The organism is Compostibacter hankyongensis, assembly GCF_039541075.1.
GTDB lineage: Bacteria > Bacteroidota > Bacteroidia > Chitinophagales > Chitinophagaceae > Compostibacter > Compostibacter hankyongensis.
Window position 1 is genome coordinate 923,320 of the sequence record NZ_BAABFN010000001.1, and the last position, 16,107, is coordinate 939,426.

The window sequence follows — 16,107 nt, forward strand, 5'->3', positions numbered from 1 at the left end:
ATATGTCTCAAAAAAAAGCCCAAACCAACGAAAGAATCAATTTCGGAAAGATTAAACAAAGCACTGAGACACCGGACTTGCTGGCTATACAGATCCAATCTTTCAAGGATTTCTTTCAATTAGAAACTACCCCGGACAAGCGTAACAATGAAGGTTTGTTCAGGGTGTTCAAAGAAAATTTTCCGATAACCGATACGCGAAACATCTTTAACCTCGAATTCCTGGATTATTTCGTGGATCCCCCGCGCTATACCATCGAGGAGTGTATCGAACGCGGACTTACCTACGCGGTACCCCTGAAAGCCAAGCTGCGCCTCAGCTGTAACGACGAGGAGCATGTGGACTTTCAGACCATCGTGCAGGATGTGTTTCTGGGCAATATTCCCTACATGACCCCGCGGGGCACCTTTGTGATCAACGGCGCCGAACGGGTGGTTGTCTCCCAGCTGCACCGCTCTCCCGGCGTGTTCTTCGGACAGTCGGTGCATCCCAACGGCACAAAAATATATTCCGCCCGCGTCATCCCCTTCAAAGGCGCCTGGATGGAATTTGCAACGGACATCAACAACGTGATGTTCGCCTATATCGACCGGAAAAAGAAATTCCCGGTAACGACCCTGCTGCGCTCTATCGGATACGAAACCGATAAGGACATCCTGCAGCTTTTCGGCATGGCCGATGAAGTAAAGGCCGACCGCAAAGAACTTTCTGCCTATATCGGCAAAAAACTGGCCGCCCGCGTGCTCCGCAGCTGGGTGGAAGACTTTGTGGACGAGGATACCGGTGAAGTGGTATCCATCGAACGGAATGAAGTGGTGCTGGAGCGCGACAGCGTGCTGGATGAAGAAAGCATAGACCTCATCCTCGGTATGGATGTAAAGACCGTATTCCTCCAGAAAGAAGAGGTAAGCGGCGATTATTCGATTATCTACAATACCCTCAATAAAGATACTTCCAACTCCGAGCTGGAAGCCGTACAGCACATCTACCGCCAGCTGCGCGGAGCCGATGCGCCGGACGACGAAACCGCCCGGGGCATCATCGATAAGCTGTTCTTCTCCGACAAACGCTATGACCTCGGGGAAGTAGGCCGTTACAAGATCAACCGTAAGCTGGAACGCGATATCCCCCTGGACAAAAAAGTGCTGACCAAGGAAGATATCATCGCCATCATCAAATACCTGGTGCAGCTGACCAATGGCAAGGCCGAAGTGGACGATATCGACCACCTGAGCAACCGCCGGGTACGTACCGTGGGCGAGCAGCTGTATGCCCAGTTCGGCGTGGGGCTGGCCCGTATGGCCCGCACCATCCGCGAACGGATGAATGTACGCGACAATGAAGTGTTTACCCCGGTAGACCTCATCAATGCCCGTACCCTTTCCTCGGTGATCAACTCCTTTTTTGGTACCTCCCAGCTGTCGCAGTTCCTGGATCAGACCAATCCCCTGTCCGAGATCACCCACAAACGCCGTATCTCGGCGCTGGGGCCCGGCGGTATCAACCGCGAGCGCGCCGGCTTCGAAGTACGCGATGTGCACTACTCCCACTACGGACGCCTGTGCACCATCGAAACGCCGGAAGGTCCCAATATCGGGCTGATCTCCACCCTGTGCGTGCACGCCACCATCAACGATATGGGCTTTATTGAAACCCCGTACCGTACGGTGAAGGATGGCCGGGTCAACCTCAGCGAAATCAAGTACCTGAGCGCCGAAGAAGAAGACGAAGTGAAGATCGCCCAGGCCAATGCGCCCATCGACGATAAGGGTAACTTTATCAACGACAAGATCAAGTCCCGCGAAACCGGCGATTTCCCGATCCTGGAGCCGGGTGAAGTGGAATATATGGACATCGCGCCCAACCAGATCGTAGGGCTGAGCGCCTCGCTGATCCCCTTCCTGGAGCACGACGATGCCAACCGCGCCCTCATGGGCTCCAACATGCAGCGCCAGGCCGTGCCCCTGCTGCGTCCGGAAGTGCCCATCGTAGGCACGGGGCTGGAAGGAAAGGCCATACGCGACTCCCGCCTGCAGATCACCGCAGAAGGAAAGGGAACGGTGGAGTATGTGGACGCCAACGAAATCCATGTGCGCTATCAGCGGGATGCCATGCAGCGCCTGGTTTCCTTTGAAGACGATCTGAAGATATACCACCTGACCAAGTTCAAGAAGACGAACCACAGCACCTCCATCAACATGCGCCCCTGTGTAAAGCAGGGCCAGGCAGTGGAGCCCGGCGATTTCCTTACCGAAGGATACGCCACCAAAGACGGAGAGCTGGCGCTGGGCCGCAACATGAAGGTGGCCTTCATGCCCTGGAAAGGCTATAATTTTGAAGATGCTATCGTGATCTCCGAAAGGGCCGTGCGGGAAGACCTCTTTACCTCCGTGCATGTGGACGAGTATGAGCTGGAAGTGCGGGATACAAAGCTGGGCGAGGAAGAGCTGACCCCCGATATCCCGAACGTGAGCGAGGAAGCCACCAAAGACCTGGATCCCAACGGTATCATCCGCATCGGCGCCAACGTAAACGAAGGCGATATCCTGATCGGTAAGATCACGCCCAAGGGCGAAAGCGATCCTACCCCCGAGGAAAAGCTGCTGCGTGCCATCTTCGGCGATAAGGCCGGCGATGCCAAGGACGCTTCCCTCAAGGCGCCTCCTTCTACGGTAGGGGTGGTTATCGATAAAAAGCTGTTCTCCCGGGCCAAAAAGGATAAGAACACCAAGGCGCGTGAAAAAACGGCTATCGAAAAGCTGGAAAAGAACCATCAGAAAAACGAAGAGGATCTGAGCAAGGTGCTGATGGAAAAGCTGCAGGTGCTGCTGAAAGACAAGACCTGTACAGGGGTTACCAACAACTTCGGGGAAGTGCTGATCTCGAAAAATGCCAAGTTCACCGCCAAGAACCTGGCTGCGATCGACTACCAGAACGTGAATCCCCTCGGCTGGACCAACGACGAGGCCACCAACGATTTCATCAACACCCTGCTGCACAACTATAACATCAAGTACAACGAGGAGCTGGGACGCTACAAGCGTGAAAAGTTCAACATCTCCATCGGGGACGAGCTGCCCGCCGGTGTGCTGAAGCTGGCCAAGGTATACCTGGCTACCAAGCGGAAGCTGAAAGTGGGCGACAAGATGGCCGGCCGCCACGGCAACAAGGGTATCGTAGCCCGTATTGTCCGGGCAGAAGACATGCCTTTCCTGGAAGACGGCACCCCCGTGGATATCGTGCTGAACCCCCTGGGCGTACCTTCCCGTATGAACCTGGGCCAGGTGTACGAAACCGTGCTGGGATGGGCCGGGGAAAAGCTGGGCGTCAAATTCGCCACCCCCATCTTTGACGGGGCGGAAACCGAAGAGATCGCAGGCTATATCGAAAAGGCCAAGCTGCCCAGCTTTGGTCATACCTACCTGTACGACGGGGAAACGGGTGAACGGTTCCACCAGAAAGCCACGGTCGGTGTGATCTATATGATCAAGCTCAGCCACATGGTGGACGACAAGATGCACGCCCGCTCTATCGGCCCGTACAGCCTCATTACCCAGCAGCCGCTGGGCGGTAAGGCGCAGTTCGGCGGTCAGCGTTTTGGTGAAATGGAAGTATGGGCGCTTGAAGCCTATGGCGCTTCCAATATCCTGCAGGAGCTGCTCACCATCAAGTCCGACGATATCGTGGGCCGCGCCAAAGCATACGAGTCCATCGTAAAAGGCGAGAACATCCCGAAACCAGGCATCCCCGAATCGTTCAACGTGCTGGTGCACGAGCTCCGCGGCCTGGGCCTGGAGCTGGATTTTGAATAAGTTATCCGGTTTGCCCGTCCCGCCTCAGGCGGGACGGGTTTCTGCGTAAATAATATTTAATATTTATCTATGGCTATCAAAAAGGAAAATCGTCCCAAGTCGAGTTTCAGTAAGATTACGATCAGCCTGGCTTCTCCGGACGCCATCCTGGAGCGTTCTTACGGCGAAGTGCTAAAGCCGGAAACCATCAACTACCGGACCTACAAGCCGGAGCGGGACGGATTGTTCTGTGAACGTATATTCGGTCCTGTAAAGGACTATGAGTGCTACTGCGGTAAATATAAGCGTATCCGTTATAAAGGTATTGTCTGTGACCGCTGTGGTGTGGAAGTAACCGAAAAGAAGGTGCGGCGCGAACGCATGGGCCATATCAAGCTGGTAGTGCCCGTCGTGCATATCTGGTATTTCAAGTCGCTGCCGAACAAGATAGGCTACCTGCTGGGGGTTAGCTCCAAAAAGATGGAGTCTATCATCTATTATGAACGTTATGTGGTGGTGAACCCCGGGATATGCGGCGACCGGCTGAACAAGCTGGACCTGCTTACCGAAGAAGAATATCTGGATATTCTGGATTCCCTGCCCAAAGACAACCAGCTGCTGCCGGATGAGGATCCCAATAAGTTTATTGCCCGCATGGGCGCCGAGTCCGTATACATGCTGCTGCAGCGTATCGACCTCGACGGCCTGTCTTACCAGCTGCGCAACCAGGCGGCTACCGAGACATCCCAGCAGCGCAAGGCGGAAGCCCTCAAAAGGCTGAGCGTGGTGGAAGCCTTCCGGGAAGCCAATACCCATGTGGAAAACCACCCGGAATGGATGGTGATGCAGTATATCCCGGTGGTGCCGCCCGAGCTGCGGCCCCTGGTACCGCTGGACGGCGGCCGTTTTGCCTCCTCCGACCTGAACGATCTTTACCGCCGGGTGATCATCCGGAACAACCGCCTGAAACGCCTGATCGAGATCAAGGCGCCGGAAGTGATCCTCCGCAACGAAAAGCGTATGCTGCAGGAAGCGGTGGACTCCCTGTTCGACAACTCCCGGAAGTCCAATGCGGTAAAAGCCGAAGGCGGCCGCGCGCTGAAATCGCTCAGCGATATCCTGAAGGGAAAACAGGGCCGTTTCCGCCAGAACCTGCTGGGGAAACGCGTGGACTATTCCGGCCGTTCGGTGATCGTGGTGGGTCCCGAGCTGAAACTGCACGAATGCGGGCTGCCCAAAGACATGGCGGCGGAATTGTTCAAGCCGTTTATCATCCGCAAACTGATCGAAAGGGGTATCGTAAAAACGGTAAAGTCCGCCAAAAAGCTGGTGGACCGCAAAGAAGCCGTGGTTTGGGATATTCTTGAAAATATCCTGAAAGGACACCCCGTATTGCTGAACCGCGCCCCGACGCTGCACCGCCTTTCCATACAGGCTTTTCAGCCCAAGCTCGTGGAAGGTAAAGCCATACAGCTGCATCCCCTGGTATGTTCGGCCTTCAACGCCGACTTTGACGGTGATCAGATGGCCGTGCATGTGCCCCTCAGCAATGCCGCCATCCTGGAAGCACAGCTGCTGATGCTGTCTTCCCACAACATCCTGAACCCGCAGAACGGCAGTCCCGTAACCCTGCCTTCGCAGGACATGGTGCTGGGTCTTTACTATATCACCAAAGGGAAGAAGAGCACCGATACGGAAAAGGTAAAAGGAGAAGGCAAGGTATTTTATTCTCCCGAAGAAGTGCTGATCGCGCTGAACGAGAAAAAGGTGGAGCTCCATGCCTGGATCAAGGTAAGGGCCGAAGTGCGCAACGAACAGGGCGAACTGGAAAAGAAGCTCGTGGAGACGACCGTAGGCCGGGTGGTTTTCAACCAGACCGTTCCCAAAGAAGTGGGCTTTGTCAACCAGCTGCTGACCAAGAAATCGCTGCGTGAGATCATCAGCACCATCATCAAGCTGACCAACGTAGTAAAAACCGCGAAGTTCCTGGATGACATCAAACAGCTGGGCTTCCGCATGGCTTACGAAGGCGGTCTCTCCTTTAACATCAATGACCTGATCATCCCCGACGTGAAGGAAATGCTGGTGAACGGCGCCCAGTCCGAAGTGGACGAGGTATGGGACAACTACAACATGGGGCTGATCACCAACAACGAACGGTACAACCAGATCATCGATATCTGGTCCCGCGTGGATACCCGCATCACCGAGACCCTGATGCAGGAGCTGGCTTCCGATAAGCAGGGCTTCAACTCGGTATACATGATGCTGGACTCCGGAGCCCGCGGCTCCAAGCAGCAGATCAAGCAGCTGGCCGGTCTCCGCGGCCTCATGGCCAAACCGCGTAAGAGCGGCTCTTCGGGTTCCGAGATCATCGAAAACCCGATCCTGTCCAACTTCAAGGACGGCCTGAGCGTGCTGGAGTATTTCATCTCCACGCACGGGGCCCGCAAGGGTCTGGCCGATACGGCCCTGAAAACCGCCGACGCCGGTTATCTGACCCGCCGCCTCGTGGACGTGGCGCAGGATGTGGTCATCAAGGAAGAAGACTGCGGCACTCTCCGCGGTATCGCCATCAGCGCGCTGAAAGACAATGAAGAAGTAGTGGAACCGCTGTTTGACCGTATCCTCGGCCGTACCTCCCTCCATGATGTGTACCATCCCCATACCGATGAGCTGATCGTGGCCGCCGGGGGAGAGATCACGGAAGACATTGCCCATGATATAGAAGAAAGCGGTATCGATACCGTGGAAATCCGCTCCGTGCTCACCTGCGAAAGCCGCAGGGGCGTGTGCGTGAAATGTTATGGTAAAAACCTTGCTACAGGATATATCACCCAGATGGGTGATGCGGTGGGCATCATCGCCGCACAGTCCATCGGCGAACCCGGTACCCAGCTTACGCTCCGTACCTTCCACGTGGGTGGGGTGGCCGGCTCTGCCGCCATCGATTCCCAGCTGATCGCCAAGTTCGACGGGGTCATTCATTTTGACGGCCTGCGGACCACTTTCAGCGAGAACGCCGAAGGAGAAAAAGTGGAAATGGTCATCGGCCGTACGGGTGAAGTGCGGATCATGGACGATAAGAACGAACGCCTGCTGACCACCAACAATGTGCCTTACGGCTCTACCCTGACGGTAAAGGACGGGCAGAAGATTTCCAAGGGCAGCATCATCTGTACCTGGGACCCGTTCAATGCGGTAATTCTGTCCGAAATCGCCGGCAAGGTGAAATTCGAGCACGTTATCGAAGGGATCACGTTCCGCGAAGAGGCCGACGAACAGACCGGACACCGCGAAAAAGTGGTAATCGAAACCAAGGACAAGACCAAGATACCTTCTATCCTGATCGAAAAAGGGAAAGAAAGCAAATCCTATAACGTGCCGGTAGGCTCCCACATCGTGGTGGAAGAAGGTGATGATGTAAGAGCCGGACAGGTGCTGGTGAAGATACCGCGTACCATCGGCAAGCTGAAAGACATCACCGGTGGTCTGCCCCGCGTAACCGAGCTGTTCGAAGCCCGTAACCCGTCTAACCCCGCCATCGTATCGGAGATCGACGGTGTGGTATCCTTTGGGAACATCAAGCGCGGTAACCGCGAGATCGTTATCGAGTCCAAGGAAGGCATCGTGAAGAAATACCTGGTGCCGCTGACCCGGCATATCCTGGTACAGGAAGGCGACTTTGTAAAGGCAGGTACTCCCATGTCGGAAGGCGCCACCGCCCCGGCCGATATCCTGTCCATCAAAGGACCGTATGCCGTGCAGGGTTATCTCGTTAACGAGATCCAGGAAGTATACCGCCTGCAGGGTGTGAAGATCAACGACAAGCATATTGAAGTAATCGTCCGCCAGATGATGCGGAAGGTAACCATAGAGGATCCGGGCGATACCCGCTTCCTCGAGGGCGACACCGTGGATAAGTTCGAGTTCTTCGAAGAAAACGATAACATCTTTGACAAGAAGGTCGTTACCGAAGGCGGCGATTCCGAAACCCTGAAAGCAGGTCAGATCGTGACCCTGCGCCAGGTGCGGGAAGAAAATTCGCTGCTGCGGCGCTCCGACAAGCAGCTGGTGCAGTTCCGCGATGCGGAACCGGCGACATCCAGCCCTTTGCTGCTGGGTATTACCAAGGCTTCTCTCGGAACCCACAGCTGGATATCCGCCGCTTCCTTCCAGGAAACCACCAAGGTACTGTCTCAGGCTTCGATCAACGGCAAGAGCGACGAAATGCTGGGTCTGAAGGAAAACGTGATCACCGGTCACGCCATACCTGCCGGATCGGGCATGCGCGAATTCGAAAACATGATCGTAGGTTCCAAAGAGGAGTACGACCTGCTGCTTTCCTCCAAGGAAGTACTGCAGTACGATGAGGAAGAATAAAAACGGCGCATAGGCTCCGTTAAGAAGGAGTAAGAAGTTGAATGGTCATCTTCTTACTCCTTTTATTTTATCTGCCGGATTGTTAATGCTTTCCTAAAATGATAAAAGGCAGGGGCCGATTGACCGTGGGGAATATTAATTTTGATTTCTTTTTAATTTATTTGCATGGTATAAAAAAGGGTTATGAAAAACTTATCGATTGCCTTAAATGTCGTCTTGTTTGTCCTGGTGGGTATTCTTTTTTATCTCCACTTCTCCGGCCCGCGCAGCGCTGCTGTACCTGCAGGCCCGCGGAAGGCCGAGGCGCAAAACGGAACCCTTAAAATAGCCTATGTAAATATCGATTCGCTCGAAGCGAACTATGAATATTTTAAGATAAAGAAAGGCGAGCTGGAAAAACAGCAGGCCTCCATCGAACGGGAGCTGAACGCCAACGCGCAGGCCCTGCAGAAGGAGGTGTCCGATCTGCAGCAGAAAGCCTCTACCATGACGCAATCTGAAGGAGAAGCGGCGCAACGCAGCATCGTGCAGAAGAACCGGGCGCTGCAGCAGAAGGAGCAGACCCTCCGCCAGCAGTTTGTGGAGCAGCAGACCCGCTTTAACGATGAGCTGCAGAAGAAGCTTAACGATTTTCTGGAACAGTATAACGCGGATAAAAGATATACCTACATCCTGTCTTATTCCCCGGGTCTGAGCAATATCCTGTATAAGGACGAAGCCTATGATATCACCAAAGAAGTGATCGACGGGCTTAATGCGGCGTCGAAAAACCAAAAATAAAACGGCATGTCCAGAAACGCTCCTCCTCCTGATGCCGGCGGTTCCTTTCGCCGGTCGCTGACCCTGTTTGACGGGGTGATGCTCGTCGCAGGTGTAATGATCGGCTCCGGGATCTTTATTGTCAGCGCCGATATTGCCCGTACTGTCGGCGGTACCGGCTGGATGATGCTGGTGTGGGTGCTCGGCGGATTTATGACGGTGGTGGCGGCGCTGAGTTACGGAGAGCTTTCCGGTATGTATCCGGGTGCAGGCGGACAGTATGTTTACTTGCGCGAAGCCTATAACCCTCTCATTGCCTTTTTGTATGGCTGGGCACTTTTTACCGTTATCCAGACAGGACTGATTGCCGTGGTGGCGGTAGCTTTTGCAAAATATGCCGCCTATATTTTTCCCTGGTTGGGCGAAGACATACCCCTGCTATCGCTCGGCGGCTTTTCGATTTCCGTCGCCCAGGCGCTGGCCATACTGATGATCGTTTTTCTGACCTGGGTCAATAGCGGCAGCATACGCAACGGCAAGATCATCCAACGCATCTTTACCAGCGCCAAGATACTGGCGATGGTATTTCTGGTGGCGGCCGGTATTTTCCTGGGAGCCCGGGCGGGGATCTGGCATGCCAACTGGGCGGACGCCTGGGACAGTTTTCATTATGTCACCACCCAGGTCGATGGCAAAGCCGTCAGCACCGCCGTTCCTCATCACGGCCTTTTGCTGATCGCCATGATAGGAGTGGCCATGGTGGGCTCGCTCTTTTCCAGCGATGCCTGGAACAGCGTTACCTTTATTGCCGCGGAGATAAAAAATCCGCATCGTAACGTAGGGCTCAGCCTGCTGCTGGGTACTTTTTTGGTAACCGTCATTTATCTGTTGTGTAACCTCGTGTATATCGCGGCCCTGCCGATAAAGGAGATTGCCTTTGCCCCCGCCGACCGGGTAGCCGCGGCCGCTTCGCTCAACATTTTTGGTCCTTACGGCGCCATTGTCATTGCCGCCATGATCATGATATCCACCTTTGGCTGCGACAACGGCATTGTCCTGAGCGGAGCCCGGGTCTATTATGCCATGGCGAACGACGGCCTGTTCTTTAAGCGGGCAGGAAGGCTGAACAAGGCCGGGGTGCCGGCGTACGGGCTTTGGATACAATGTATCTGGGCATCCGTGCTGTGCATCTCCGGGCGCTACAGCGACCTGCTGAACTACATTATTTTTGTGGTGTTGATTTTCTATATGCTCACCATTGCCGGTATCTTTATCCTGCGGAAGAAATACCCCGATATGCCCCGTCCTTACCGTGCCGTCGGTTATCCCGTGCTGCCCGTCATCTATATCCTGATGGGGATGGTGGTCTGCATATCGCTGCTGATCTACCGGCCGCTGTATACCTGGCCCGGCCTGATTATTGTGTTGCTGGGTGTGCCGGTGTATTATCTGACGCTGCGGAAGACCCGAACCTCCTGAAGGGGGAATAGAGGTGAAGGGTGAAAGGTGAAAGGCGAAAGGCGGGTGAAAGGCATTTTAAGCTTAAAGTTCAAGGTCTAAAGTCTAAGGTTTCATTTCGGGCAGATCAACTTTAAACTTTAGACTATTGAACTTCAGACCAGAAATTACTGATTATTGACCATATCATGTTCACAGAAAAGTGCCTGGACATATTCAATGCCTGTATCCGCGATTATCATCTTACGGATGATATCGATGCCGTTTTGCCCGATCCCTATCCCGGGGAGACGGAGGAACAATTGCTTTATCATAAATGCTGGATCGACACTGTGCAGTGGCATCTGGAAGACGTGGTGCGCGATCCCGGGATAGACCCTGGCAGGGCGCTGGAGATCAAGCGCCGGATCGACCGCTCCAACCAGGAGCGTACCGATAAGGTGGAGCAGCTGGATGACCGCTTCCTGGAGCAGCTGAAAGCCGCCGTGCTGTTGCCTGCCGCCCGGCTGAATACGGAAAGTCCGGCCTGGGCGGTAGACCGCTTGTCCATACTCTGCCTGAAGATATATCATATGCAGGAGGAAGTGGATCGTAAGGATGCCGATCCTGCACATATCCGGCGCTGCAGCGAGAAGTTGCATGTATTGCAGCAGCAGCAGAAAGACCTGTGCCTGGCTATCGAGCAGCTGTTGGAAGACCTGCATGCCGGCAGGCGTGTGATGAAGGTGTACCGGCAGATGAAGATGTATAATGATCCTTCACTCAATCCCGTGCTGTACGGGAACAAGAAAGGCTGAACAATATGGGGCGAACCGCGCAACAGCCCTCCACACTGCTGGTCATGCGTTTCTCCGCGATGGGGGACGTCGCCATGACCGTACCGGTGATCGTGCAGCTGCTGCAGCATTACCCGGCGCTGCAGGTAGTCATGGTTTCCGATAAAAAATGGGCGCCTCTTTTTGAAAATATTCCGCGGCTTACTTTTTATCCGGCGGACCTGAGAGGCCTGCACAAAGGCTTTTTCGGTCTCCGGGAGCTTTATCGTTCCCTGCGTTCTTTTCGTATTTCGGCAGTGGCCGACCTGCACCGGGTACTGCGTTCGCGTGTAATGGATCTCTTCTTTTCTGTGGGAGGATACAAGGTCTCGGTGCTTGATAAGGGGCGGCCGGAAAAGCGCCGGCTGACCCGCAAAAGAGGAAAAGTGCTACAGCCGTTGCGGGCCACCGTGCAGCGTTATGCAGATGTATTTGCGGCGCTGGGATTCCCTTTCCCACTCCGCGAAGATGTAGCGCCCCTCCGGCCGCCGGTCCTCCGGCCTGAGCTGGCGGCGAAACTTCCGGAGAAAGGGACAAGACGATGGGTGGGTATCGCTCCTTTTGCGCGTCATCCGGAAAAGACCTATCCTCCGGAAAAGATGCAGGAGATCGTCGGCAGCCTGGCGTTGCGGGAAGACCTCCAGCTGCTGCTTTTCGGCGGCGGTAGCGCGGAGGTGCAGCGGCTGGAGGAATGGGCCGCGCGGTATCCGGGCGTGTGCAGCACGGCAGGAAAATACAGCCTGGAAGACGAGCTGGCGATTATCGGCCGCCTGTCGCTGATGATCAGCATGGATTCTGCCAATATGCATTTGGCGGCACTGTTTGGCGTGCCGGTCATCAGCATCTGGGGCGCTACGCATCCCTATGCCGGGTTCCGGGCCTTCGGACAGCCGGAGGAAAACCGGGTACAGATAGCGCTATACTGTCGTCCCTGTTCGGTGTTTGGAAATGTGCCTTGCTACCGGGGCGATCATGCTTGTATGGAGCAGCTGCCGCCAGCGCTGGTGCTGCAGCGGGTAAATGCAGTATTGGACGGAAATGTTTCATGATAAGGGCATGTTTTATCCGCCGCCGGATGCAGTTTGGTAAAATCTGGGATGGAAGGGGGATTTTCCGGTATGCGGCGATAACCGGGAAGGTCGGTGGGGGGAAGGAAAGACGGGAGACACGGACAAATCAAAAAAAATGTACTTTTGCAGCGCAATTGCCCGATAGTATAAAGGTAGTACGACAGATTTTGGTTCTGTTTGTCCAGGTTCGAATCCTGGTCGGGCAACAAACGCCTCCCGCGATAGCAGGGGGCGTTTTTCTTTGGCAGCGAAGCGCGCTTGCGCGCTGTAGCGGACAAAGAAAAACGCCCAGACCGCGCAGCGGTCGGGGGGCTTTGGGTAAAGCCCCCTTTGAGGATCGCCGCAGGCAATCCTGAAAAAAAGAGTGCTGAAAGCTTTGCTTTCAAGCGCGGCGGAAAAAAATAGCCTGCCTGCGCAGCGGTCGGGGGGCTTTGGGTAAAGCCTCCTTTGAGGATCGCCGCAGGCAATCCTGGTCGGCCTTTGTCGTGAAAATCCCGCAAATATATCCCCTTTTAGCGTCCGCAAGGGTCAGAAAGAAATTAAACTGCATCTCCGAATTTATCGGTGCTACCAGACCCTTTTATTCAAAAAAATTTGCGCAACTGAAAAGTTGCATTTACATTTGCAACTGAATGGTTTCATTAAGAAGATTTTATTCATGAGACGGGATGTTTTTCAGGCCATTGCCGATCCGACACGGCGCGCTATCATAGGACTTGTTGCCGGTCGCGGCATGACGCCCAATGCGATTGCCGAACATTTTGACACCACCCGGCAGGCGGTATCCAAACATCTGCGCATCCTTACGGAATGTCAGCTGCTCGAGCAAACGCATTCGGGAAGAGAGATTTATTATCAGCTCAATATTGTCAAAATGAAAGAGGTGGATAAATGGCTGGAGCAGTTCCGGAAGATCTGGGAAAACCGCTTTAATGAACTGGATCATATATTATTAACCCTTAAAACAAAAAAAGATGAACAGTAATCTTCAATTCGGCTTTTCCGTAAACAAAGAGGAAAAAGCTATCGCGATAAAGCGTGAGTTTGCAGCGGAACTGCCCGTAGTATGGGATGCTTTTACCAAAAGCGAGATCCTGGATCAGTGGTGGGGTCCGAAGCCCTGGAAAGCCAGGACCAAAACGATGGATTTCCGGGAAGGCGGCACCTGGCATTATGCCATGGTGGGTCCTAACGGGGAAGAGCATTGGGCGGTGATGAACTATCATGCCATTGATGAGCGAAAAAATTTCACCGGTCAGGACGGTTTTGCCGATGAGCAGGGTAATGTGAATAAGGATATGCCGCAATCCAACTGGCGTGTATCCTTTACCGGGAAGGGAGATAAAACCCTCGTGGAATTTCAGCTCACCTTCGACGATCTGGACCAGCTTGAGGGGCTGATAAAGATGGGCTTTAAGGAAGGGCTGACCATCGCCATGGAAGGGCTCGATGATGTCCTGGCCAACCGTCAGTAGCCGTATCCGGGACCGGAAAGCCGCTGGTATGTTATTTGGAGGTGTTTAATAAAACCGCTTTGCGGGAAACGCCTTGCCATGGGAAAGCCAAAGCATAAAATATATACCGGTACCTCGGGCTGGCATTATAAGCACTGGAAAGGCACCTTTTATCCCGAAGGTACCCGCAACGAAGAGCAGCTGGATTATTACATGAAGTTTTTTAAAACGGTCGAGCTCAATAATCCTTTTTATCATCTTCCCCCGCCCGCGACTTTCCGGAACTGGAACAGAAAAACACCCGGCGGCTTTGTTTTTTCCGTAAAAGCAAGCCGCTTTATTACCCATGTCAAGAAGCTGAAAACAGGGGAAGAGCCCGTTCGACATTTCTTTTCGAGCGTCAATGCGCTGGGCGACAAGCTGGGCCCCATACTCTTCCAGCTTCCGCCCCGCTGGCATAAAAATCATGAGCGTCTTGCCGGTTTTCTAAGTCTTCTTCCGCAGGGATATCGCTATACCTTTGAGTTCAGGGACCCCACCTGGTACGACGGAGAGGTATATGATCTGCTGCGTGAACACAACATTGCTTTCTGCATCTATGAACTGGCCGGCCATCTCTCTCCCCGGGAAATAACCGCAGATTTTGTGTATGTGCGCCTGCACGGCCCCGGTGAAAATAAATATGAAGGGTCCTATTCAAAAGCGACGCTTAAAAAGTGGGCGGTCCAATGTAAAAAGTGGCAGCAGGAAGGAAAGGATGTGTATCTTTATTTTGATAACGACCAGCTGGGGTATGCCGCCTTCAACGCCCTGGAGCTTTCGCGGCTGCTCGAAACCTGATCCCGCTGTTTAAGGCATCTCCTCTTCTGGGGAACAACTTTTTTTAGTACCGGATCTCCCGTCCGGTCTCAAAGTCATACAGCGTGCTTCTCCTCAGCTGATAATAGGCGATCCAGTATTTTTCGAGGGTCTGGATATATTCGATGAGCGCCTTATCCTTATCGTCCTGTGCCAGTCCCAGGTCGGTGATGCTGATCTTGCCCAGCAGATAACGGTTTTTGGCTACGGAATACCGCTTCTGGGCAATGGTGTCCGACTTGGCCGCGATAAGGAGCTGACCCTGCAGCTGCTTGAACTGGTTGACCGCCGTCTCCACCTGTATATCAAAATCCCGTTGTTGGTACTTCAGGTTCTCCAGGGTGCTTTCCAGGTGATAACGGCTGCTGTTGATATTGCTTTTATACTTTCCCCAGCCCACCAGCGGGATGGACACGTCCACGCTTACATTCTGCGAGCTGAGCGGGTCCATATAGGCCTGCCTGAGGTTGCCGGCGCTCTGATTAAGTCCGAAGCTTGCGGAAACCGAGCCGTTGGCGAACTTGCCGGACTGGGCTCGTTTCAGCTGCATCCTCGCCTCGTTCTCGCTAAGCTGGAAGCCGATGATGTCGCTCCTGTTTTTGCGCGCTTCCGCTACCGCCTGGGCGGGGTCGACCTCGAAAAAGGGCACGTCGGTCACAGGTATCAGATCAAACTGCAGGCTGTCGTCATTTATACCGAGGAGATTTTTCAACCTTCCGTTATTGACGCTTACGCTGAGCTGGTTCTGGGCCAGGCTGTTGCGCGCGTTCATCAGCTGCAGCTCCACCTGCAGCAGCTCGTTTTCCGCGATCCTGCCCAGGTTGAAACGGCCGGTGGAGATTTTATAGAGCGTATCGTTGTTGATAACGTTCTGACTCGCATTTTTCAGCTGCATCTTAGCTACATAGAGGTCGAAATAAGCGCGGGTGATATTGAGGGAAAGGTCTTCAAAGTCCTCTATCTGTCGGCGGGTGGCTTCATCGGCCTGCAGCTTGGCCTGCTCGTAATTCCATTTAACGGAGTTGAATAACGTTAACGGCTGTGTGAATCCTATGGTAAGCGGAGAGGATTGCCAGTATTTATATTTTTCCCCACCCAGTATGTTGTATTGGGCCAGTCCGGACGACAGGAAGACGGAGCCTCCCGTGGCCATGATGGTCTGTTCCAGGTCGATGCCGACGCGGGAGTTGAGCTGGCTCTGCGCGATAAGCTTTACCGTTCCGTCCGGCTGGGTGATCGGGTTGATGGTCCTGAAATAATTGGGCAGCCGTCCGTTCATCGATATCTGGGGCAGCAGGCCAGCTTTTATGGCGTTGTAATTCCACATATAACTCTCGAAGTCGGCCTGGATGCCTTTGGCCAGCTCGCTTTGTTTTTTGGCGAGCTGAATGGCCTCGTTCAGGCTAAGCTCTTCTGTTTTTTGTGCATGGCTGTTCAGGGCAATTCCGAGCAGTAGTAACAGTAGGGTAAAAAAATTGCATGCTTTCATCCGTTGTTTTTTATGTTTTGATGGCGGTAT

Annotated in this window: 10 protein-coding genes and 1 tRNA gene; 10 read left to right on the forward strand and 1 reads right to left on the reverse strand. The window is 53.9% G+C overall.

Going from position 1 to position 16,107, the window contains the following annotated elements:
• Window positions 1–2 precede the first annotated feature (2 nt).
• From rpoB to ABD851_RS03905, 10 genes are all read left to right on the forward strand, one after another.
• Window positions 3–3,812, forward strand: a complete 3,810-nt coding sequence (gene rpoB, locus ABD851_RS03860; RefSeq protein WP_344975612.1) for a DNA-directed RNA polymerase subunit beta — start codon at window positions 3–5, stop codon at window positions 3,810–3,812.
• A 69-nt stretch (window positions 3,813–3,881) separates the two neighbouring features.
• Window positions 3,882–8,174 (forward strand): DNA-directed RNA polymerase subunit beta', encoded by a 4,293-nt coding sequence (rpoC, locus tag ABD851_RS03865; protein WP_344975616.1) that lies wholly within the window; start codon window positions 3,882–3,884, stop codon window positions 8,172–8,174.
• 183 nt (window positions 8,175–8,357) lie between these two features.
• Entirely contained in the window at window positions 8,358–8,954 is a 597-nt protein-coding gene (locus tag ABD851_RS03870) for an OmpH/Skp family outer membrane protein (RefSeq protein ID WP_344975620.1), read from the forward strand.
• 6 nt (window positions 8,955–8,960) lie between these two features.
• Window positions 8,961–10,412, forward strand: a complete 1,452-nt coding sequence (locus tag ABD851_RS03875) for an APC family permease (protein ID WP_344975623.1) — start codon at window positions 8,961–8,963, stop codon at window positions 10,410–10,412.
• Between the two features lie 167 nt (window positions 10,413–10,579).
• Window positions 10,580–11,188: a DUF4254 domain-containing protein gene (locus tag ABD851_RS03880; protein ID WP_344975626.1), complete on the forward strand. Its 609-nt coding sequence runs from the start codon at window positions 10,580–10,582 to the stop codon at window positions 11,186–11,188.
• 5 nt (window positions 11,189–11,193) lie between these two features.
• Window positions 11,194–12,255, forward strand: coding sequence for a glycosyltransferase family 9 protein (locus tag ABD851_RS03885; protein WP_344975629.1), 1,062 nt, complete (start codon window positions 11,194–11,196; stop codon window positions 12,253–12,255).
• 156 nt (window positions 12,256–12,411) lie between these two features.
• Window positions 12,412–12,482 (forward strand) — tRNA-Gln (locus tag ABD851_RS03890).
• Window positions 12,483–12,934: 452 nt separating this feature from the next.
• Complete coding sequence (locus ABD851_RS03895) at window positions 12,935–13,261, forward strand: metalloregulator ArsR/SmtB family transcription factor (RefSeq protein ID WP_344975632.1); 327 nt, start codon at window positions 12,935–12,937, stop codon at window positions 13,259–13,261.
• The gene (locus ABD851_RS03900; RefSeq protein ID WP_344975635.1) at window positions 13,251–13,751 is read left to right on the forward strand and encodes an SRPBCC family protein; all 501 of its coding nucleotides are present in this window, start codon (window positions 13,251–13,253) and stop codon (window positions 13,749–13,751) included. Before ABD851_RS03895 ends, ABD851_RS03900 begins: the two co-directional genes overlap by 11 nt.
• A 78-nt stretch (window positions 13,752–13,829) precedes the next feature.
• Window positions 13,830–14,570 carry a DUF72 domain-containing protein gene (locus ABD851_RS03905; RefSeq protein ID WP_344975638.1) on the forward strand — a complete coding sequence of 247 codons (741 nt, stop codon included), beginning with the start codon at window positions 13,830–13,832 and terminating at the stop codon, window positions 14,568–14,570.
• Window positions 14,571–14,613: 43 nt separating this feature from the next.
• Here the strand turns inward: ABD851_RS03905 and ABD851_RS03910 are convergent, their stop codons facing one another.
• Window positions 14,614–16,077 (reverse strand): TolC family protein, encoded by a 1,464-nt coding sequence (locus ABD851_RS03910; RefSeq protein ID WP_344975641.1) that lies wholly within the window; start codon window positions 16,075–16,077, stop codon window positions 14,614–14,616.
• Between the last annotated feature and the right edge of the window lie 30 nt (window positions 16,078–16,107).